At 41.1% G+C, this 21,609-nt stretch carries 16 protein-coding genes, 3 tRNA genes and 4 rRNA genes; 11 read left to right on the forward strand and 12 right to left on the reverse strand.

All coding sequences use genetic code 11. The features are described 5' to 3' along the window. Nucleotides 1-206 precede the first annotated feature (206 nt). From AC0IWE_RS23095 to AC0IWE_RS23105, 3 genes are all read right to left on the reverse strand, one after another. Nucleotides 207-494 (reverse strand): hypothetical protein, encoded by a 288-nt coding sequence (locus AC0IWE_RS23095; protein ID WP_471794917.1) that lies wholly within the window; start codon nt 492-494, stop codon nt 207-209. Then, a complete protein-coding gene (locus AC0IWE_RS23100) occupies nt 448-1,581 on the reverse strand; it encodes a hypothetical protein (protein WP_471794918.1) in 1,134 nt (377 codons plus the stop codon). The genes AC0IWE_RS23095 and AC0IWE_RS23100 overlap by 47 nt, the downstream gene beginning before the upstream one ends. Before the next feature lie 62 nt (nt 1,582-1,643). Beyond that, nucleotides 1,644-2,342 (reverse strand): ComF family protein, encoded by a 699-nt coding sequence (locus tag AC0IWE_RS23105; protein WP_471794919.1) that lies wholly within the window; start codon nt 2,340-2,342, stop codon nt 1,644-1,646. A 608-nt stretch (nt 2,343-2,950) separates the two neighbouring features. On the opposite strand from AC0IWE_RS23105, the gene AC0IWE_RS23110 reads away from it, so the two are divergent. The 7 genes from AC0IWE_RS23110 to rrf (AC0IWE_RS23140) all read left to right on the forward strand — a co-directional run bounded on the left by AC0IWE_RS23110 (nt 2,951) and on the right by rrf (AC0IWE_RS23140) (nt 9,069). Then, complete coding sequence (locus AC0IWE_RS23110) at nt 2,951-3,145, forward strand: hypothetical protein (protein WP_471794920.1); 195 nt, start codon at nt 2,951-2,953, stop codon at nt 3,143-3,145. 158 nt (nt 3,146-3,303) lie between these two features. Then, nucleotides 3,304-4,825, forward strand: a 16S ribosomal RNA gene (locus tag AC0IWE_RS23115). A 255-nt stretch (nt 4,826-5,080) separates the two neighbouring features. After that, a tRNA-Ile gene (locus tag AC0IWE_RS23120) sits at nt 5,081-5,155 on the forward strand. Between the two features lie 17 nt (nt 5,156-5,172). After that, a tRNA-Ala gene (locus AC0IWE_RS23125) sits at nt 5,173-5,246 on the forward strand. 412 nt (nt 5,247-5,658) lie between these two features. Then, a 23S ribosomal RNA gene (locus AC0IWE_RS23130) occupies nt 5,659-8,534 on the forward strand. Between the two features lie 127 nt (nt 8,535-8,661). Continuing rightward, a 5S ribosomal RNA gene (gene rrf, locus AC0IWE_RS23135) occupies nt 8,662-8,773 on the forward strand. Between the two features lie 184 nt (nt 8,774-8,957). Continuing rightward, nucleotides 8,958-9,069, forward strand: a 5S ribosomal RNA gene (rrf, locus tag AC0IWE_RS23140). Together the 16S, 23S and 5S rRNA genes with 2 tRNA genes alongside form the textbook arrangement of a ribosomal RNA operon. A gap of 453 nt (nt 9,070-9,522) precedes the next feature. On the opposite strand, the gene rlmN is transcribed toward rrf (AC0IWE_RS23140), so the two are convergent. The 5 genes from rlmN to AC0IWE_RS23165 all read right to left on the reverse strand — a co-directional run bounded on the left by rlmN (nt 9,523) and on the right by AC0IWE_RS23165 (nt 13,640). Continuing rightward, entirely contained in the window at nt 9,523-10,581 is a 1,059-nt protein-coding gene (gene rlmN / locus AC0IWE_RS23145; RefSeq protein WP_471794921.1) for a dual-specificity RNA methyltransferase RlmN, read from the reverse strand. Nucleotides 10,582-10,670: 89 nt separating this feature from the next. Beyond that, on the reverse strand, nt 10,671-11,648 hold the full coding sequence (gene rluF / locus AC0IWE_RS23150; protein ID WP_471794922.1) for a 23S rRNA pseudouridine(2604) synthase RluF: 978 nt from the start codon (nt 11,646-11,648) through the stop codon (nt 10,671-10,673). 27 nt (nt 11,649-11,675) lie between these two features. Next, nucleotides 11,676-12,197: an NADPH-dependent FMN reductase gene (locus AC0IWE_RS23155; protein WP_471794923.1), complete on the reverse strand. Its 522-nt coding sequence runs from the start codon at nt 12,195-12,197 to the stop codon at nt 11,676-11,678. Nucleotides 12,198-12,317: 120 nt separating this feature from the next. Continuing rightward, nucleotides 12,318-12,878, reverse strand: a complete 561-nt coding sequence (locus AC0IWE_RS23160; protein ID WP_471794924.1) for a DinB family protein — start codon at nt 12,876-12,878, stop codon at nt 12,318-12,320. A gap of 72 nt (nt 12,879-12,950) precedes the next feature. Further along, a complete protein-coding gene (locus tag AC0IWE_RS23165) occupies nt 12,951-13,640 on the reverse strand; it encodes a helix-turn-helix transcriptional regulator (protein ID WP_471794925.1) in 690 nt (229 codons plus the stop codon). 141 nt (nt 13,641-13,781) lie between these two features. Between AC0IWE_RS23165 and AC0IWE_RS23170 the strand changes: the two genes are divergently transcribed. Next, nucleotides 13,782-16,259 (forward strand): hybrid sensor histidine kinase/response regulator, encoded by a 2,478-nt coding sequence (locus AC0IWE_RS23170; protein ID WP_471794926.1) that lies wholly within the window; start codon nt 13,782-13,784, stop codon nt 16,257-16,259. A gap of 9 nt (nt 16,260-16,268) precedes the next feature. Here AC0IWE_RS23170 and AC0IWE_RS23175 read toward each other — a convergent pair whose 3' ends face one another. The 4 genes from AC0IWE_RS23175 to AC0IWE_RS23190 form a co-directional block, all read right to left on the reverse strand. After that, complete coding sequence (locus tag AC0IWE_RS23175) at nt 16,269-17,600, reverse strand: sigma-54-dependent transcriptional regulator (protein WP_471794927.1); 1,332 nt, start codon at nt 17,598-17,600, stop codon at nt 16,269-16,271. A gap of 207 nt (nt 17,601-17,807) precedes the next feature. Beyond that, on the reverse strand, nt 17,808-17,987 hold the full coding sequence (locus tag AC0IWE_RS23180) for a hypothetical protein (protein WP_471794928.1): 180 nt from the start codon (nt 17,985-17,987) through the stop codon (nt 17,808-17,810). 77 nt (nt 17,988-18,064) lie between these two features. Beyond that, entirely contained in the window at nt 18,065-18,376 is a 312-nt protein-coding gene (locus tag AC0IWE_RS23185) for a hypothetical protein (RefSeq protein ID WP_055910615.1), read from the reverse strand. 81 nt (nt 18,377-18,457) lie between these two features. After that, the gene (locus tag AC0IWE_RS23190; protein WP_471794929.1) at nt 18,458-18,772 is read right to left on the reverse strand and encodes a hypothetical protein; all 315 of its coding nucleotides are present in this window, start codon (nt 18,770-18,772) and stop codon (nt 18,458-18,460) included. Between the two features lie 313 nt (nt 18,773-19,085). Here AC0IWE_RS23190 and AC0IWE_RS23195 point away from each other — a divergent pair. From AC0IWE_RS23195 to AC0IWE_RS23205, 3 genes are all read left to right on the forward strand, one after another. Further along, nucleotides 19,086-19,158, forward strand: a tRNA-Thr gene (locus AC0IWE_RS23195). Between the two features lie 122 nt (nt 19,159-19,280). Further along, the gene (locus AC0IWE_RS23200) at nt 19,281-20,447 is read left to right on the forward strand and encodes an amidohydrolase family protein (RefSeq protein WP_471794930.1); all 1,167 of its coding nucleotides are present in this window, start codon (nt 19,281-19,283) and stop codon (nt 20,445-20,447) included. A gap of 160 nt (nt 20,448-20,607) precedes the next feature. Further along, on the forward strand, nt 20,608-21,564 hold the full coding sequence (locus AC0IWE_RS23205) for an NAD(P)H-dependent flavin oxidoreductase (protein ID WP_471794931.1): 957 nt from the start codon (nt 20,608-20,610) through the stop codon (nt 21,562-21,564). Nucleotides 21,565-21,609 lie beyond the last annotated feature (45 nt).

A 21,609-nucleotide genomic window follows, 5' to 3' on the forward strand; every position in this document is an offset into this window, starting at 1 on the left:
CAGTTGCATTAGTTTGTAGCTGCTTTTTTGTTTTATGCTTTTTTGATAAGCTTTAAAAGCATCTTTAACCTAAGTTCAAAAATGCCGGCAAAAGTAAAGGGCCGATATTCTTTAGAAATATCGACCCTTACCATCTAAATTAACGCTCTCAAATATATAAACGAGAATTCTTTCCATTTTGTTTTTAAGAAAGGGAAAATAGTTTATTATTTTTCGTAACTCCCTAATGTTGAGGGGAAAAATCTATTATAATTTTTAATGTCTTTACTTAAAAAACTTGCAAAGTATGGATCAGTACTTAAATTGGCACCTTTTTTTCTCGCAACGCTATTCGCTGATAATTCAAAGTTTCCAGATTCACTATCGATAAAGAGTGGATCTGTATTTAAAATATTTCCATTATTGGTATAGCTACTGCTGGTGGTTCTGATTAAGTTATTAAACAAATTAAGCTGTACCGGGGTATCTTTTTTTCTTTTGAATATCCAACTCATTGTTTAAGCTGCCCCAAATAATGTTATTTGTAATCTCTAATTGCAGTTTGTTATAAGCCGTTGGCGATAGATAGTCTGAAAAGCTCAGTGCTGCCGTTTTCCTCGGAAAATCCAAATTATAACCAGCAAAAGTATTCTGTTTTAAGTTATAGTTTCCTCCACCTACGGCATAAATTAAATAATTGCCGCAATTGTACATCAGGTTATTAAAAGCAAGGAGTTCTGAATGGTAACCAATATAGGCCGCCACCTGCATGTTTTTAATAATGCTGTTGCTCAAAATTAATTTAGGATTGGCATTCGATGATAACGAATCGGAAGTTATGCCCACAGATGCGTTTTTGATGAGTGTATTTTTGATCATTCCATTTCCGGTTCTTTTTATAAAAATCCCTTTCCACTGTCCGGGCTCATCATTGTACATTTTTTCCAACCGATCGCTACAAAATACAACCGGTTCTGTAACCGTTCCATTTACATTAAGGTTACCTTCAACATTTAAATTGGCATCTTTATGAAAATAAACTTTAACACCCGGTTGAATGTTAAGCGAAACCCCATTTTTTATAGTTAGTGCGCCATTAACTATATAGGGTAGCGATTTTACCCAGGTGGTGTTGGTATTGATTGTCGATTCAGTAATAAAAACAGCATTCTGCCCATAGGCCAAAAGCTGAACCACCTGCCTGTTGCCGTTTGTATTGAATATAATAGAATCCTGAACTAAAAAAGCAAGGTTTTGGGCAGTCGGATTAATTGTTACCTTAATAAACAAGTTTATAGAATCGCGACCATTTATAACGATTTCGCTTTTGTTAAGCGTATTTTCTCCATTAATATTTAAGCTAAATGCAGAAGCAATTCCGCCAGCTAACCTAATTTCAGAAACTTTAACCGCATTGCTGTTATTATTAATAATATTTAGCCGCTTTGTTGTAGAGCCTGTAGCAGTAAAAATGGTATCAAATAATAATTCTGTATTTGCGATACTTAACCTTGCATTTGCATCGGTAGTAATGCGTTCTCCTTTACGGCAAGCAGAAGCAAGGAAAAAGATGGGTAGTACCAAACAGATAATCAAACGCATAAATCAAACTTAGAAAATTGTTTAAGCACTTACAACAGTTAAGTATAACATTAATATAATAGCTACTCTGCAAAGGCCAATGCTGCAATACTTACTTTTGCTGCGCCATTGTTTAACAGTTGCATCGCACATGCCTCTAATGTTGCCCCGGTAGTAATCACATCATCTATTAACAATATATGTTTACCGGCAATGTGTGTAGGGTTTATTATTTTAAAAACATTCTGCATGTTTTCATACCGGTTGTACCTGCTTTTTTTGGTCTGACTTTCAGTTGCTGTATTCCGTACTAAATCATCTTCGCTAAAAACAACCTCCATTTTATCTGCTATGCCCTCCGCAATACACGTGCATTGGTTGTAACCCCGAAGTTTATATTTTTTATGGTGCAAAGGAACAGGAATCACCATGTTAATATCATGATAGAGGCTACTCGTTTTCAATCGCTCTCCCAGCATGTTGCCCAAAAGTACGCCAACATCCGTTCTTCCATTGTATTTCAGGTTATGAATGAGGCTTTGAACCTTAGTCCCTTTTCTAAAATATAACATGGCCATCGCGGCATTAAACGGCAGGCGGCCCCATAATTGTTTAGCTACCCTGTTTTCAGCATGTTGGTGGTAGTCTGTAAATGGAAGGTCGTATAAGCACTTTGTACAAATTAAATGTTCGCTATGGTATAAGCCTATGCCACAAGCATTGCAAAGGTTTGGAAATAATAATCCAATTAAATCAGTACACCATTGTTTAATAAGTAACATCTAACTAATTTATAAAATATTTGTGAGATGTGAAGGTAAATCAATCCTAAGTTTATAATGGATGAGCCTGAGGAGTTTCAAAAGGTCTTTAATTTCTTGTAAAGCCTGTTCCTTGCTACTATAAAAGTTTGTTCCCGCTTTTCATTGCAAGTCCTCGCTGCGCTGCGGGCTTTTCATTTTAATCGGGTTTATTTTGCAGGGTCTTCCCGGGGTTTTAAAAGGCTGGGCGCAGATGAAACCGTGCAATCCCCCGAACAAAGCCTCCTTAAACACCTTAACTTCCAAAAAGTTTGCCTTCCCCATTAAATTTTTCTTTCTGAAAACCATACACTTACATTAAACTGTGCGTTTATAGTGATATTTTCTTTGCGGATAAGCTGAAATTCCCTACTTTTGCATCCCGCTTCGGAGGAAGGGTTTTGAATGAAAGGATGGCAGAGGATGATGATAGGGCAGGATTTATTTTAAAATAAATGTTGCAGGTGAGGAAAAGATTGCTACCTTTGCAGCCCGCTCCGGAAGGACGGAATGCTGAATAAAATCAGCCTATTGAAATAAGGGAAGGAAAAAAGAAAACCTGAAAAATAAAATTTATTTTATTTGGAAGTTTGAAAAAGATCCTTACCTTTGCACTCCCAACCGAAAGGAAGGGCAAAAAGCTGAGCAGCGGATGTTGCGGAAAGCAAACAGAAAAAAGATTGAAACGGATGAAACACGGGGAAGACGAAGAAGACTTTTCCAAACTGAAACCGAAGATATATAAAATGGCCGGCCGTGAGGTTACCAGGTCAGCAAGTTCTTAAAAGAGATGTCAATGTAGCGTAGCGAGGTAATGGAGTACCGATCAAAGTACATGATTACGTAGCTTTATTTTAAAGGTGGTGTCTAACAGACAACATAACAAAAAAGAAGACTATTTTTAACAATAGTTAAAACTGGTCAGCATCTTACAACACATTTTACAATGGAGAGTTTGATCCTGGCTCAGGATGAACGCTAGCGGCAGGCCTAATACATGCAAGTCGAACGAGATTATCCAGCTTGCTGGATTTGAAAGTGGCGCACGGGTGCGTAACGCGTATGCAACCTACCTTAATCTGGGGGATAGCCCGGAGAAATCCGGATTAATACCGCATAAAATCACAGGATGGCATTATCCAATGATCAAACATTTATGGGATTGAGATGGGCATGCGTGTCATTAGCTAGTTGGCGGGGTAACGGCCCACCAAGGCGACGATGACTAGGGGATCTGAGAGGATGGCCCCCCACACTGGTACTGAGACACGGACCAGACTCCTACGGGAGGCAGCAGTAAGGAATATTGGTCAATGGAGGCAACTCTGAACCAGCCATGCCGCGTGCAGGAAGACTGCCCTATGGGTTGTAAACTGCTTTTATCCGGGAATAAACCTTTCTACGTGTAGGAAGCTGAATGTACCGGAAGAATAAGGATCGGCTAACTCCGTGCCAGCAGCCGCGGTAATACGGAGGATCCAAGCGTTATCCGGATTTATTGGGTTTAAAGGGTGCGTAGGCGGCCTGTTAAGTCAGGGGTGAAAGACGGTAGCTCAACTATCGCAGTGCCCTTGATACTGATGGGCTTGAATGGACTAGAGGTAGGCGGAATGAGACAAGTAGCGGTGAAATGCATAGATATGTCTCAGAACACCGATTGCGAAGGCAGCTTACTATGGTCTTATTGACGCTGAGGCACGAAAGCGTGGGGATCAAACAGGATTAGATACCCTGGTAGTCCACGCCCTAAACGATGAACACTCGCTGTTGGCGGTACACAGTCAGCGGCTAAGCGAAAGCGTTAAGTGTTCCACCTGGGGAGTACGCTCGCAAGAGTGAAACTCAAAGGAATTGACGGGGGCCCGCACAAGCGGAGGAGCATGTGGTTTAATTCGATGATACGCGAGGAACCTTACCCGGGCTTGAAAGTTAGTGAATCATTTAGAGATAAATGAGTGAGCAATCACACGAAACTAGGTGCTGCATGGCTGTCGTCAGCTCGTGCCGTGAGGTGTTGGGTTAAGTCCCGCAACGAGCGCAACCCCTATGTTTAGTTGCCAGCACGTTATGGTGGGGACTCTAAACAGACTGCCTGTGCAAACAGAGAGGAAGGAGGGGACGACGTCAAGTCATCATGGCCCTTACGTCCGGGGCTACACACGTGCTACAATGGACGGTACAGAGGGCAGCTAGCCGGCAACGGTATGCGAATCTCACAAAGCCGTTCACAGTTCGGATTGGGGTCTGCAACTCGACCCCATGAAGTTGGATTCGCTAGTAATCGCGTATCAGCAATGACGCGGTGAATACGTTCCCGGGCCTTGTACACACCGCCCGTCAAGCCATGGAAGTTGGGGGTACCTAAAGTATGTAACCGCAAGGAGCGTCCTAGGGTAAAACCGATAACTGGGGCTAAGTCGTAACAAGGTAGCCGTACCGGAAGGTGCGGCTGGAATACCTCCTTTCTGGAGTAGCACCGCCTACTCGCCACGCAACATGATATTTCAAATAAGGTAAAAGGTAAAAGACCAAAGCTGAAAGGCGGAGGGCACAGATACCGGATACTTTAAAAAAACAAGAGAAAAAAGAAACACCCAGAAGAAAACGGTGGGCTGCTATAAAGGCAAGCGCAACGGAGACATGAAGGGTAAGCCAAAAAGGGAAGCAGTAGCGGTAAGATACTATATACTGCAACTATTAAGCCTACCTTAAAATCAAGAAGTCCCGTAGCTCAGCCTGGTTAGAGCACTACACTGATAATGTAGGGGTCTCCAGTTCAAATCTGGACGGGACTACACATTAAGATCCTTTTGGGGGATTAGCTCAGCTGGCTAGAGCGCCTGCCTTGCACGCAGGAGGTCAACGGTTCGACTCCGTTATTCTCCACATTTGAGCATAAAGCTTAAAGACCAAAGCTGAAAGCTTTCAAAAAACACATAATACAACCTTATTATCGGGATAGATAATATACATTGACATAAAGATTAAGAAAAGAAGAAACGCCATGGGGCACATACGATCAAATGTATGGAACGGTTCGAGACCGCAGTTTTTTACTAACGGAGCTGAAACGGAGCTTAGGTTGGGGACAATGAAACCCTCCGCCTTTATACCTTCGGCCTTCAGCCTCAGTAAAGTTCTTTGACATATTGGAAGAAGTTAAAAAAGAAGAGCAAACAACAATAGGCGACTGTTGTGTTTGTGCTCGCTTAAAGGGATCGCAAGAAACCGATAAGTATGAGACATCATGACAAGAGCAAAAAAAGCATACCATATGGCGCAAAAGGCATATGAGTAGAAGAAAGTAATAAAGAGTACACGGGGGATGCCTTGGCTCTCAGAGGCGATGAAGGACGTGATAAGCTGCGATAAGCTTCGGGTATTTGCAAATAGGAACTGATCCGAAGATTTCCGAATGGGGCAACCCGGCTAGTTGAAGACTAGTCACATATAATGAGCAAACCTGCCGAACTGAAACATCTAAGTAAGCAGAGGAAGAGAAAATAACAATGATTTCCTAAGTAGTGGCGAGCGAAAGGGAAAGAGCCCAAACCTACTTTGTTACGGCAAAGTGGGGGTTGTAGGACTACGATGTGGCATTGGTAAACAGAAGTGGAACGGGATGGGAAGCCCGGCGACACAAGGTGATAGCCCTGTACACGTATAGAATACCAGTCTAGTAGTATCCTGAGTACCGCGAGGTCGGAGACGCCTTGTGGGAATCTGCCGGCACCATCCGGTAAGGCTAAATACTCCTGAGAGACCGATAGTGAACCAGTACCGTGAGGGAAAGGTGAAAAGAACCCCGAACAGGGGAGTGAAATAGAACCTGAAACCGTGTACTTACAAGCGGTCGGAGCATCCAAGTGGTGTGACGGCGTGCCTTTTGCATAATGAGCCTACGAGTTACTCCTCTCTGGCAAGGTTAAGTGCTTCAGGCACGGATCCGAAGCGAAAGCGAGTCTGAACAGGGCGTATAGTCAGAGGGGGTAGACGCGAAACCTTGTGATCTACCCATGGACAGGTTGAAGGTGCGGTAACACGTACTGGAGGACCGAACCGATAAACGTTGAAAAGTTTCCGGATGATCTGTGGGTAGGGGTGAAAGGCTAATCAAACTGGGAAATAGCTCGTACTCCCCGAAATGTTTTTAGGAACAGCGTGGATATTAAGTTTCATAGAGGTAGAGCTACTGATTGGGTGCGGGGGAGTCAAATCCTACCAAATCCAGACAAACTCCGAATGCTATGAAATATGATCTGCAGTGAGGCGCGGGGTGCTAAGGTCACGCGCCGAGAGGGAAAGAACCCAGACCATCAGCTAAGGTCCCCAAGTGACAGTTAAGTTGAACTAACGAGGTCCGATTGCACAGACAGCTAGGATGTTGGCTTGGAAGCAGCCATTCATTTAAAGAGTGCGTAACAGCTCACTAGTCGAGCGATCGGGCATGGATAATAAACGGGCATTAAACTGTTCACCGAAGCTATGGGATTGAAATATATCGGTAGGGGAGCATTCTATATGCAGCGAAGGTATCTGGTAATGGGTGCTGGAGCGTATAGAAAAGCAAATGTAGGCATAAGTAACGATAAGGCGGGAGAGAAACCCGCCACCGAAAGGATAAGGTTTCCTGATCAACGCTAATCGGATCAGGGTCAGTCGGGACCTAAGGAGAACCCGAAGGGGAAATTCGATGGACAACTGGTTAATATTCCAGTACTTTTTATAACTGCGATGTGGGGACGGAGTAGTGACACTGCCGCGATCTGACGGAATAGATCGTTAAAGACAGTAGGTATTAGAACGGTAGGCAAATCCGCCGATCTAGCTGAAAGTCGATAGTACCGCGAGCCTTCGGGTAAGCGGATAGCGCAGGTAATCAGACTTCCAAGAAAAACCGCTAAGCTTCAGGTTATAAAAACCCGTACCGCAAACCGACACAGGTATTCCGGGAAGAGGATTCTAAGGTGCTCGAGTGAATCATGGCTAAGGAACTCGGCAAAATGGCCCTGTAACTTCGGGAGAAGGGGCGCTTGCAGCAATGTAAGCCGCAGTGAAAAGGCCCAGGCGACTGTTTAACAAAAACACATGGCTTTGCAAAATCGAAAGATGAGGTATAAGGCCTGACACCTGCCCGGTGCTGGAAGGTTAAGAGGGGATGTCATCGTAAGAGAAGCATTGAATCGAAGCCCCAGTAAACGGCGGCCGTAACTATAACGGTCCTAAGGTAGCGAAATTCCTTGTCGGGTAAGTTCCGACCTGCACGAATGGTGTAACGATCTGGGCGCTGTCTCAGCCATGAGCTCGGTGAAATTGTGGTCCCGGTGAAGACGCCGGGTACCCGCAACGGGACGGAAAGACCCCATGCACCTTCACTACAATTTAACATTGACATTGGATACAGGATGTGTAGGATAGGTGGGAGGCTTTGAAGCGGCGTCGCTAGGCGTCGTGGAGCCAACGTTGAAATACCACCCTTTCTGTATTCGGTGTCTAATCCCGATCATTCGGGAGACATTGTTTGATGGGTAGTTTGACTGGGGTGGTCGCCTCCAAAAAGGTAACGGAGGCTTTCAAAGGTAAGCTCAGTACGCTTGGTAACCGTACGCGGAGTGCAATAGCATAAGCTTGCTTGACTGTGAGACAGACAAGTCGATCAGGGTCGAAAGACGGATATAGTGATCCGGTGGTTCTGCATGGAAGGGCCATCGCTCAAAGGATAAAAGGTACGCTGGGGATAACAGGCTGATCTCCCCCAAGAGCTCATATCGACGGGGAGGTTTGGCACCTCGATGTCGGCTCGTCACATCCTGGGGCTGGAGAAGGTCCCAAGGGTTCGGCTGTTCGCCGATTAAAGTGGCACGCGAGCTGGGTTCAGAACGTCGCGAGACAGTTCGGTCCCTATCTGTTGTGGGCGTAGGAATTTTGAGTGGGGCTGACCTTAGTACGAGAGGACCGGGTTGGACCAGCCTCTAGTGAATCTGTTGTTCCGCCAGGGGCATTGCAGAGTAGCTACGCTGGGAATAGATAAGCGCTGAAAGCATCTAAGTGCGAAACTAGCCACGAGATGAGAATTCCATATAGGACCGTAGAAGACTACTACGTTGATAGGCTACAGATGTAAAGCTGGTGACAGCACAGTCGAGTAGTACTAATCATCCGAAGCTTTCAAAGCAAACAGACTGTTGTTTGTTCTTCATAATAACTTCTTTCAATACTGTTTAAGGTTTAAGGCGAAAGGCTTAAGGTTCAGGGTTTCCCTCCACCTTTACACCCTCCACCTTCTACCTCAATAAAATATTTAGGTGCCTATATCGGTGGTGTCCACCTCTTCCCATTCCGAACAGAGAAGTTAAGCCCACCAGAGCCGATGGTACTGCGGTAACACGTGGGAGAGTAGGTCGGTGCCAAATCTTAAAAGAAACCCTTCAGCAGAAATGCTGAAGGGTTTTCTTCGTTATATAGAAGACCTTATGTTTAAGGCAGCATGATTTGAAATATTTAATACTGATATAAATTTAGGTTTAAGGCGAAAGGCTTAAGGTTCAGGGTTTCCCTCCACCTTTACACCCTCCACCTTCTACCTCAATAAAATATTTAGGTGCCTATATCGGTGGTGTCCACCTCTTCCCATTCCGAACAGAGAAGTTAAGCCCACCAGAGCCGATGGTACTGCGGTAACACGTGGGAGAGTAGGTCGGTGCCAAATCTTATAAGAAACCCTTCAGCAGAAATGTTGAAGGGTTTTCTTCGTTTATGGCAAATTCAAAACTGTCAAGATTTTTTTCAACATTAAGAAGTTTAGAAAAGTTAAGTATAATAAGGATATGCTTACTTTATTAATGGCTTTAATCTCTTTTAATAATAAATGAGCCAGATAAGTTTATCATTATTAAGAGAACAAATAAGTTGAGGTTTGACCCGACTCAGATTACGTAGATTTCCGTTGAGTATATCCTGTTAACCGTTTTATCTCGTTCTTTTTATAACTGCCTGGACCAGTTTTATAGCCCTGATGGAAGTGGGCACGGAGCCAACCCTTCATTGGCGGAGTAAAACGTACCGAAGGAAGGGACCACTACTATTTGCACAGTAATTGCGCTCTAGAAAAATTAAATCAGTAAAAAGCTTTGTTCTTTAAAGCCAGTGTTGGAAAGAAGAATTAAGCGTTCGCGGCTTCTTCTTTAACTGCTAACTGACCACAGGCAGCATCAATATCTTTACCACGGCTACGGCGGATGTTGGTATTTATACCCTGACTTTTTAGGTAATTGGAAAAAGCATCAATTTTATCTCCTTCGGCATTTGTAAAATCTGCAAAAGAAATTGGGTTGTATTCAATCAGATTTACTTTACAAGGGATATGCTTGCAGAATTTAGCCAAATCCATTGCGTCAGCTATCTCATCGTTAAAGTGATTAAAAACAATGTATTCGTATGTTACTGGATTTTTTGTTTTGGCAAAATAGTATTTAAGCGCATCAGCTAGAGCTTTTAATGAGTTGGCCTCGTTAATTGGCATAATTTCATTCCGCTTTTTATCATCAGCAGCATGAAGGGATAGGGCAAGGTTAAATTTCGCACCATCATCGCCCAATTTCTTAATCATTTTGGCAATGCCTGCTGTTGATACAGTAATGCGCTTGTAGCTCATGTTTAAGCCATCTGGAGCAGTAATGCGTTCGATAGATTTCAATACATTCGCGTAATTTAATAACGGTTCGCCCATACCCATATATACAATATTGGTGAGTGGATTGTTATAATTCTGTTTGGCTTGTTTATCGATTAATACCACCTGGTCATAAATCTCGTCGGCATTCAAGTTGCGCTTACGATCCATATAACCGGTTGCACAGAACTTGCAGGTTAAACTACAGCCAACCTGTGAGCTTACACAGGCCGTCATGCGGTCTTCGAGCGGAATTAGCACGCCTTCTACAATGTTTCCATCAGCAAGTCTGAACGTGTTTTTTATGGTATGGTCGTTACTAAACTGGGAGTTGTTAACCTGAACAGCATTGATTGCAAAAGTTTCATCTAATGCCTTACGTAGGTCTTTAGATAGATTGCTCATTTGCTCGAAACTTGTTGCTGATTTTTCCCAAAGCCATTGGTAAATCTGCTTGGCCCTAAAGGCAGGCTGTTGCATTGCCACAAGGTGTTGTTGCAGTTGAGGAAGATCTAACGCACGAATATCGGTTTTTTTTGCTGTTACCATTTGTTACAAAGGTACTTAAAAAAGGTGTAAGGCAAAAAGGATGACGGTGAATGGCCCTATAATAAACTGAATTTTACAATTGATTAGCTTTATCTTCCTCTACCTCTTGTATTTGGCTTGGCATTTGTTTTCCCTTTTGCGGGCCGTGCATTTCGATTTGAGGAATTACCTTTACCATTGGATGGCTTAGCAGAAGAATGGCCTGAGGGCTTTTTAACAGCCGATTTTTGTGCAGGTTTTGAAGGTTTGAAAGTTTTTTTTGGTTGCTCTTCCCTCAGCTCGGGAATTTCTTCCCAGGCGTTTACTTTTTTCCTGGAAGCATTTTTGGGTTTTGATTTGGCTTCTGAAGAAGAGTGTTCTACACTTTTAGTGATACTTTTCATTTCATCTTCCGTAAGCTCCCTAAACTCCCCGGTAGGAATACCCTTTAAGCTGATATTCATAATGCGCGTACGTTCCAGTTTGGTAACCTCGTAACCGAAATGTTCGCACATTCTGCGGATCTGCCTGTTTAGGCCTTGAATTAAAATGATATTAAATACAAATGTACTGATTTGGCGGACTTTACATTTACGGGTATTAACGCCCAAAATTGGAACACCGTTACTCATTTCGAAAATAAAATCTTCAGTAATTGGTTTGTTTACGGTAACAACATATTCTTTTTCGTGTTTATTCCCTGCCCTTAGAATTTTATTAACGATATCGCCGTTGTTGGTTAAAAAAATCAATCCTGAAGAATCTTTGTCCAATCGGCCGATCGGGAATATCCTTTCGCTATGGTTTACATAATCTACAATGTTATCACGAACGCTGCCTTCGGTAGTACTGGTGATGCCAACCGGCTTATTGAAAGCCAAAAGAATGAAATTACTTTCCTCTTTGGGTTCAATATTGTGACCGTTTACCATCACTTTATCGCCTGCCAAAACCTGATCGCCAACTTTTGCTCTTTTTCCATTGATGAAAACGGTACCCTTTTCTATATAGCGATCTGCTTCACGGCGTGAACATAATCCGCTTTCGCTGATAAATTTATTTAAACGGGTTGCAGAGTTGTTGTTCATGCTGCAATTTTACGGAAATAAATTGTGTTATCCATTCTTCATGCTGGCAACAAATAAATCAACAGTGGTTTTTAGTTTGCCTAAGGTATCCTCATCAGTAATTAAGCCATCATTGTTGATCTTTGCTTTTGCATAAGGGATGAGCTGGGCAGTAACCTTTGCTTCAATCACTGTTAAAATATCTATAATGGAGTGGTAAGCTTTTTCGCCCTGCGTTGAGGCAATAAGTGCTAATGTTGGTTTATCGGCAAAAGATGCTGAACTTACCGTCCAATCAATTAAGTTTTTTAACGAACCTGGTAACCCCATGGCGTATTCGGGTGTGGAGATGATAATGCCGTCTGCGTGTTGAATGGTTAACCTCAAATCTCCAACTGCAGCCGGTGCGTTATTTAGATCTAAATCCGGATTGAAGTGCGGGATATTGGCAATAGATGGAAAGCAGGTAACTTCAAAAGTTTTACCCAAAAGTTTGGTAACCGCTGAAATGTAAAGGCTGTTTGTTGAAACTGCTTTTGTACTGCCACAAATTGCCAATAGTTTTGTCATCCGCTAAAGTAGCTAAATGAAGATTAATTAAAAAAGGAATCAGGTAAATTCAATCGCAATTCAAAAAACAGGCCATTGAATTTGGCAGGTTTCAATGGCCTGTTCGGAAATTGTTATCAATTAAAAATTGTGGTCATCGGCACTTGGTCCGTAGCTCCCTGGGATCGGAATTTCCAACAATCTTAAATAAACACCCAATTGGGCTCGGTGATGGCTGGTTTGGCTCAGTGAGTGACGGATGGTTTCATATTTTGAATAATCTGCCAACACCTGTTTGCCCATTCTGAGTACCCAGCGACCGTTTAGTTGGTCTTCTGTTGCATTTTCGAGTGCTTTTCTTCCTATTTCATAATTTTTTTCCAGAATTTTAACCAAATCATCTGCATTTTCAGCCTCTTGCTCAACATATGGTGCTGTTTCAAAATCCAGCCCATCTGTTGTTAAAGCCAACGAAACCCAGCTTGGCAGGTCGGCAATGTGAACAGCCAATGATTTCATTTTCATGCTTTTTTCATGCGGTGCCCAATCAAACTTTTCTGTAGGTACAATTGCCAGGAATTTTTTGGTGGTGTTAAATTCTGCCGCTAATTCTTTCAATAATAGTTTAATAATGTCCATATTTTTCTGTTTTGTTTTTTCTGCTGTGTTTAAATCCATCAGTAATAAATCGACTATACCCATGATTTTGATGTTTGTTTACACAAAGAAAATACAGCGCACTGACAGCCCTATGGCAGTGTAAAAAATATTTTTTTAATATTTTACCGGTAGCAAATGCATGTATTCACTTAGCTGCATATGCGTTGTTTTTTTGAACGGGATACCAGAGTTTTTTAGGCAGATGATCCGGGTGAGGTTAAAATCGCGGTACTGGTTACGGTAATGGCACCAGGCTATTAAGTGCCAGCTGAAAGCATAAAAGATCAGTCCGATTGGTTCAACTTCTCTTTTACTTACCTCTTCTTTGTTGTTTTTATATTCGAGCTGGATGAGGTGTTTTCCAGAAATTGCCTGCTGAATCAATGAAAGATATTCGAAGTTGAAAGTTAACCTTTCAGGAATTTGTAAGCGAATGTGCTGGTTTAAGGTTTCCAGCTTCTCTTTCTGGCCTGTTTTTAATACTGCCTTTACTTTTGTTAAAGCAGCCGAGTAATGATTGCGGATAGAATTATCGGCAAAACCATTTACCAGGCTTTCTACCAACAGCAAGGCATTTGCTTCATCCATATTAAACGAAACGGGTGGTAAGAAATAACCCTGAACCAGGTAATATCCCTTATGTTGTTCAAAGCTTACCGGTATTCCCTGCTCTGCCAAGGCTTTAACGTCGCGGTAAACCGTTCGAATGCTCATATTAAACCTTTCGGCAATTTTTTCCGCTGTAATGTACTTTCTGGATTGAAGTAAAGTTAAAATCCCAAATAGGCGATCGATCCGGTTCATGATTGCTTGGTATTGGCGATTATAAAATTAGAAAGTTTTTAGTGATTTTCCTTATGGTACGTTATTTGTAAACGATAATGGATACCAATTCCAAACGTTAAACCGTTCTAATAGTGGTTTAAGCATCATAATCTGAATTAAATGGCGGCTGTTATTCAAAAGCGGTTTTTCCGGGCAATAAAAAGTAAAGTAATTATAGGTTTCCTGTTTGCCTGTTTTGCGCTGCTTTTGGCCTGGGGCATCAGTAAGTTCGCCTTTACCCGGATGTTGGATACTGTTGAAGAAATTTCTGCCCCGAACTACCGCCTGAGAATTGTAAATGACCTTTCGCACAAAATTGCACGGTTGGATCAACTTCAGCGTGACGAAGCTTTTAACAAACAGGGTACCTACAGTTTTTTAAAAGAATCACGTAAGCTGAGATCAACATTGGATACCTTGCGTAAATTATACCGGGGTGATTCTGCTCAGCTGGCAAGGATAAAATCGATTAAAAATTTACTTTCTGACCGCGACAAACAATTTGTAAACTATTTAAAGGTGAGGGAAACGCTGGTGAATACCAAATCCTTCTCTGATGAAGTTAAAAAATTAAATGAACTGGTTGCAACACGCTCCAGGCAAACCGATAGTGCGGTATTAACTACCGAGACCACCACCTCTACCACAACTGTTGCACCCGAAGAGGAACAAAAATCAAGAGGTTTTTTGAGTAAATTGTTTGGTAAGAAGAAATCTGATGTTTATAAGATTATCAACGAAGAATTTAAAGTTAAGCGTGATACTTTAAATGCAAAGGCCGAAGATAGTATTATGAAAAGCATGACGGGTTCGTTAAAAAATATCGAACTGGAGCAGCGGCAGAAAAGTCAGAAATTTTTGAAACGCGAAGCCGATCTTTCTAATGCCAGTAATGCGCTTACGGCACAGATGCTGCAGATTTTAAGGGAAGTGGAGGGAGAAGCCGTAGCGCAGGTGGATTTAAATGGGATACAAGCCAAAGAGGTAGTAAATGATGGTATTACGCAGATTACCACCATTATTATTATATTTTTTCTGCTAACGGTAATCCTTCTTTACCTAATCTTAGCCGATATTACCAAGAGTAACCGGTACCGCAAAGCTTTGGAACTGGCCAAAGATGAAGCCGAATACCACGGTAAAGCGAAGCAGCGCTTCCTTTCTAATATGAGCCACGAAATCAGAACGCCTTTGCAATCTATTTTAGGTTATGCCGAACTGATTACCCAACAGAATATCCCAAATAAAAAGGATGTGGATGCCATTTATCAATCATCTATTCATTTGCTGCAGATTGTTAATGAGGTATTGGATTACAACCGCATTATTTCGGGTGAGTTCAGTTTTAACAATCAGGTATTTAACATAAGAAATGCTTTGGAAGAAGTGGTATCGGTGATGCGGCCACTGGCAGAGCAAAAATCGCTTCAATTGAATGTTGCACTAGATCTGGCTGACCTGGAGTTTGTAAAAGGTGATATTTTTAGATTGAAGCAGATTTTATTCAATTTATTGGGTAACGCGGTTAAATTTACCTTAAAGGGCGAGATTAAATTATTGGCTTCTTACAAAAAGCAGGGCGAGGATTTGCACTTTCATTTTACGGTAAAAGACACCGGGATCGGCTTTGATGAAAAGGATATTCCTAAGATATTTAATGAATTTGAGCAGATTGAATCTCCAGAGAAATATATTATCAATCAAGCTGGTACAGGCCTGGGGCTTCCGATCGTGAAATCCCTCATTGAAACTCAAGGGGGAAGAATTTATGTTAAAAGCAAACCGGGTGTTGGTACAACATTTAATATTTACATCAAATATGAAAACACAACAGAGCGTGTTAATGATGCCCTTGACCTGGAGCACTATGCCATCGTAAACCCTGGTACGGTATGGGTGATTGATGATGACAAGCTGATACTGGATTTATGCGGAATGATTTTCCTGAAAAATAAAATCCCGTACAAGAGCTTTACGCAGGTGGCCGATATTTTACATACTGAACCTGAAGCTGATTTGAAATATGTACTGATTGATATGCGCATGCCTGAAATGACCGGTATTGAACTTTGCCACCTATTAAAAAAGAAATTGCCTGCGCAGGTTAAGTTTTATGCCATAACCGCACAAGTATTGCCAGAGGAGCGTGAAATGGTATTGAGTGAGGGCTTTGATGGGCTGATTATGAAACCTTTCAGGGCGGTTGATATCCTTTCGATATTTGATAAAACGGAGATACTGACCACTCCACCGGAATTCGATTTTTCTTCTATCGAGAAAATGACATTTGGTGATCAGCAGCTATTGGAAAAAATCCTGAACCGTTTTAAACAGGATTCTATCGATGATGCAGCCGAATTGAAAAAATACCTGGATGAAAATAATAAGGATAAAAGCAGGTTGCTGGTTCACCGCTTAGCAGGCCGTACCGCACAAATGGGATCCAAAACACTGGCGAATGATTTGCGTACCTTAGAAATAGAAATTGCAGAAAACGGCTTAACTGAACATACCAAAGCAGAGGTTTTGGCGCAGATTATAAAATTGGATGGTTTAATCGCTTTTATAGCAGAAATGGATTATTCGAGTACCGTTTAAGGGAAGCATTTAATCAATTCCGTAACGTTCCATTTTAGCATATAGTGTTTTACGGTCGATGTTTAAAATCTTGGCTGCTTTTGATTTGTTGTGCCTAACCTTAATCAATGTTTCGGTAATTAATGCCTTTTCATTTTGTTCGTTTACTGCCTTTAAATCGGATGAATTACCGGGAGCGGATTGGTGTTGCACTGAAATCATCATTTCATCAGGTAAGGCCTCAACCTGGGCAACATCACCAGGAGTTAACAAAACCATGCGTTTAATTACATTGCTCAGCTCACGTAAATTGCCAGGCCAATCATAACTGAGCAAAAGGGCTTTTGCCTCGGCTGATACACTTTTTACATTGCGTTCTAAATCGCGGTTTGATAACTGGATAAAATGATTGATAAAAAGTTCTAAATCGCCTCCTCTGTTTCGTAAAGGTGGAAGCTGTATTTTAAATTCGTTCAACCGGTGGTACAAATCTTCTCTAAATTCACCTTGTTGCATGCTATTGGCCAAATCATCGTTGGTAGCCGTAATGATGCGCACATTTACCGGAATTTGTTTGGTACTGCCCAAAGGCTGGATCACTCTTTCCTGTAAGGCCCTGAGCAGCTTAATCTGCACTTCATAACTTAGGTTACCTACTTCATCTAAAAATAGCGTTCCTCCATTGGCTGCTTCAAACTGGCCTTTTTTATCGTTTAGTGCACCGGTAAAAGCACCTTTTATGTGCCCGAAAAGTTCACTGGCTGCCAAATCTTTTGATAACGCACCACAATCAATGGCAACAAAGGGTTTATCGGCACGCTTGCTTTGCTGGTGGAGCGTTCTGGCGGCAAATTCCTTACCAGTTCCACTTTCTCCCTGAATAATTACCGACATATCGGTAGGTGCCACCAGGTTAATGTGTTCATATAACTTATCTGCAATAGCGCTTTTTCCTTTGATAAAATCGCTGTTAGTTTCTTTTACTTCAACACTTTTTGAATCCTTTTTAGCAAGAGAATTTTTAATTACCATCAGTAACTCATCAGGGTTAACCGGTTTTGTGATGTAATCAAAAGCGCCGAGCTGAATGGATTTTACCGCGGTACGAACATCATTAAAGCTGGTCATGATGATAACCGGGATAGAAAGGCCTAAATCGCGGATATGCGTAAGCACTTCAAATCCTGTACCGTCTGGCAGGCGATAATCAATTAAAAGTAAGTCGAACTCATTAGCCTCAACTTGTTTAAATGATTGCTTAACATGGGTTACAAGGGTTACCTCATGACCGTTTTTAGTTAAAAAACCTTCAAGTAATTGAGCAAATGTTGTATCGTCTTCTAAAATCAGGATTCTCGCCATTTAACAAAAATAAGAAAAGCCGGACATAATCCGGCTTTCTTTTGTAATAGGTAGATGTAATATTTGGGTTTTTATTGTACTGGTTTACCTTCTTTGTCAATTTTAACTGAACCAGTTTCTGCTTCTTTTTTAACATTGATTAAAAAGTATTCCTTTGTTCCTTCTTTAACAGACCAAGCTTCTGTAGCTGTCCATCCTTTATAAGCATCAGATTTTAATGCTGTTGTTACCGGAGGCAGGAAGTTCTTCCAATTTTACCGGAGTTTTTACTGCGCTATCTTGAACTGCAACAATTGCAGCGTTTTTAATTGTATTTACTTCACTTGCCTGTACTGCTGAGAATCCTGCAAAAGCTAAGAACGCAGCTGATAAAATTAATTTTTTCATGGTCTTTATGTTTTAGTTATGCGCAGCCCGAAGGCCGCGCTTATGTTGATTATGCCTTAATGGCGTATTATTTAATATTATTGAACAGGTTTACCGTCTTTATCAATTTTAACTGAACCAGTTTCTGCTTCTTTTTTAACATTGATTAAATAGTACTCTTTTGTTCCTTCTTTAACAGACCAAGCTTCAGTAGCGGTCCAACCTTTGTATGCATCAGATTTTAATGCTGTGGTTACTGGCTCAGGTAATTCTTCCAATTTAACCGGAGTTTTTACTGCACTATCTTGAACTGCAACAATTGCAGCATTTTTAATTGTATTTACTTCACTTGCCTGTACTGCTGTGAATCCTGCGAAAGCTAATGTAGCGGCTAAAACGAACTTTTTCATGATATTATAATTTAAGTGTTGTGTAACTTACGTTACGGTAATATGCTTGTTAATTATAGAGCGTTAATCAGATTATTAATATTATTGAACTGGCTTACCGTCTTTATCAATTTTAACTGAACCAGTTTCTGCCTCTTTTTTTACGTTGATTAAATAATACTCTTTTGTACCTTCTTTAACAGACCAGGCTTCAGTTGCAGTCCATGCTTTGTATGCATCAGATTTTAATGCTGTTGTTACCGGAGCAGGAAGTTCTTCCAATTTAACCGGAGTTTTTACTGCGCTATCTTGAACTGCAACAATTGCAGTGGTTTTAAAATCTTTTACTTCATTTGCTTGTACTGCTGAGAATCCTGCGAATGCTAATACTGTAGCTGCTAAAACGAATTTTTTCATGGTATATATTTTAAAAATTAATTTGTGTAACAATACTTGCTAATGATTCATAATGGTGCCAAATGCCGGTTTTTATTTAAATTGCTCATTATCAATGTTTTTGTGTTGTGCCAGGATTTTTTTATTGTGGAGTTTCTCCACACTTTGTGGTGAATGACTACAGAAATTGCAGTCGTTTCTTCAATGATCCGTTCATTAATCAATAGTGTGTGGCCGAAATAGCTAAATTCAGAATAGAAACTGCTGTTAAAAAAAAGATATTTCAGTTTTTGAAAAAAGAAGATTTTTTTCTATCATTGCAGCCCGATAAAAAGCCTCCTTAGCTCAGCTGGTAGAGCAACTGACTTGTAATCAGTAGGTCATTGGTTCGATTCCGATAGGAGGCTCTTTTTATTTCCAAGTTCTGGTTTTCGCCAGAAAATTCTTTCAAAAATCATTTCCCGATCAAAATAATGCTGGCCTGGGAAGAATATTTTTATTTGCTCCGGTTATTGCGCTATTTTGCAGCATGCTAAAATATTTTTCAGCCGATTGGGTTTTTCCTGTTTCTGCCCCACCGATCAAAAATGGTGTAGTAGCCGTAAATTCGGATGGTACTATTGAAGAAATACTGACTAAGGAAGAGGCAGCCAAGCTTAATTTAAAGGTAGTAAATTATAAGGGTGCTATAGTTCCAGGTTTTATCAATACCCATTGCCATTTAGAACTTTCGCACATGTTAGGGCAAATTCCTGAACAAACGGGACTGGTTGAATTTGTGCAGAACATTATTAAAAACAGGCAAAGCGACGAAGAAAAGATTAACGCAGCCATGCGGGATGCCGATCAAACCATGGCCGACAATGGGATTGTTGCCGTAGGCGATATTTCCAACCAGCTATTTTCAAAGGGAATAAAAGAAAACAGCAAAATACATTACCACACTTTTGTGGAGGCAATGGGTTTTAACCCCGAACGTGCCGAGGCAATCATGGCGTATTCCATAGGGATTAAAAAAGGCTTTGCACCTTTACCGGTATCAATCGTTCCTCATGCTCCATATTCGGTATCTCGCGAACTTTTTGAATTGATAAGACAGGATGCTCAAGATCACAATAGCTTTATAAGTGTGCATAACCAGGAAACTGAAAATGAGAATGCTTTTTTTGAGGATAAAACCGGGGGATTTTTAGATCTTTATCAGTTTTTGGGATTGGATATTTCTTTCTTTCTACCAACACAAAAAACATCTTTACAAAGCTGGCTACCTTATTTAAAGGGACAGAAAACTTTACTGGTGCATAATACGGTAACCAGTAAAGCAGATATTCAATTTGCAAAAGCTAACAATGGCAAGCTGTATTGGTGCCTTTGTCCGCAGGCCAATTTATATATAGAAAATGAGCTGCCGGATGTTGACCTTTTAATAGAAGAAAATGTAAAAATTACCTTAGGAACTGATAGCCTGGCGAGTAATCATCAACTTAATATCCTTTCAGAGATGATTACCCTGCAGAAACACAAAAAAGTAGATTTTGAGCGGCTTTTAAGTTGGGCAACTTTAAATGGAGCCGAATTTTTGGAGCTTGATCGACAAATTGGAACAATAGCGGTTGGTAGAAAGCCAGGATTGAATTTAATCCAGCTGTCCGCTGATTTTACGATTGAAAGCGATCAGGTTCAACGGCTAATTTAATAGTAAATATTTCTACATATCATCTTTTGTAATTGACTTAAAAAGTGTCATTTTTAAGGCATGATACAGTTTGTTTAAAAACTTTAATGTCATTTAAGTCTTATACATTAAAAATGTTAATTTTTAATGTATAAAACTTTTTATAAAGTAAATATTTTCGATGAATCCAATCTGTAAACTTTTCAATATTAAATATCCAATTATTCAGGCTGGCATGGTTTGGTGCAGCGGCTGGAAATTAGCCTCGGCAGTATCTAATGGCGGTGGCCTTGGCATTATTGGTGCAGGCTCCATGTATCCAGATGTTTTAAGAACACATATCCAAAAGTGCAAATTCGCTACTGATAAACCTTTTGCGGTAAATATTCCACTCTTATATCCCAATATCCAGGAAATTATCAATGTGGTGATCGAGGAAGATGTGAAAATTGTGTTTTCTTCTGCCGGAAATCCTGCAACATGGACCAGTATTTTAAAAGCGGAAGGAATAACAGTTGTGCATGTTATTGCGAACACCAAATTTGCTTTAAAGGCACAAGAGGCCGGTGTAGATGCGATTGTTGCCGAAGGTTTCGAAGCAGGTGGGCACAATGGAAGAGAAGAAACCACTACTTTGTGTTTAATCCCGATAATAAAAGAGGCTGTAAAAATTCCGGTCATCGCAGCTGGTGGCATCGGGAGTGGTAAAGCCATGCTGGCTGCTTTTGCCCTAGGTGCTGATGCCGTTCAAATCGGTTCAGCTTTTGCCGTGGCTGAAGAATCGTCTGCACACCCAGCTTTTAAAAATAAAATTATTTCCGCCGCTGAAGGTGATACCAAACTGGCCATGAAAAAACTGGTGCCTGTAAGGTTATTGAAAAACGAATTTGCTGATGCAATTTCAATAGCTGAGAGCGAAGGTGCCGACCGTAACCGTTTAATGGAGCTTTTAGGCAGGGCCAGGGCGAAACTGGGCATGTTTGAAGGCGATATGGAAAATGGCGAACTTGAAATCGGTCAGGTTTCGGCGATGCTGAAAGAAATCAAGCCTGCAAGCGTTATACTTGACGAAATATGGTCGGCCTTTAAAGCTGAATGTGCAAGACTAAAAAAATTGCCCAATGAATTGGATTTTTAAACATTCCTAAACACAATTGCTTTGCTAACTTTGCAATAATAAATT

This window comes from Pedobacter sp. AC402, assembly GCF_979252805.1.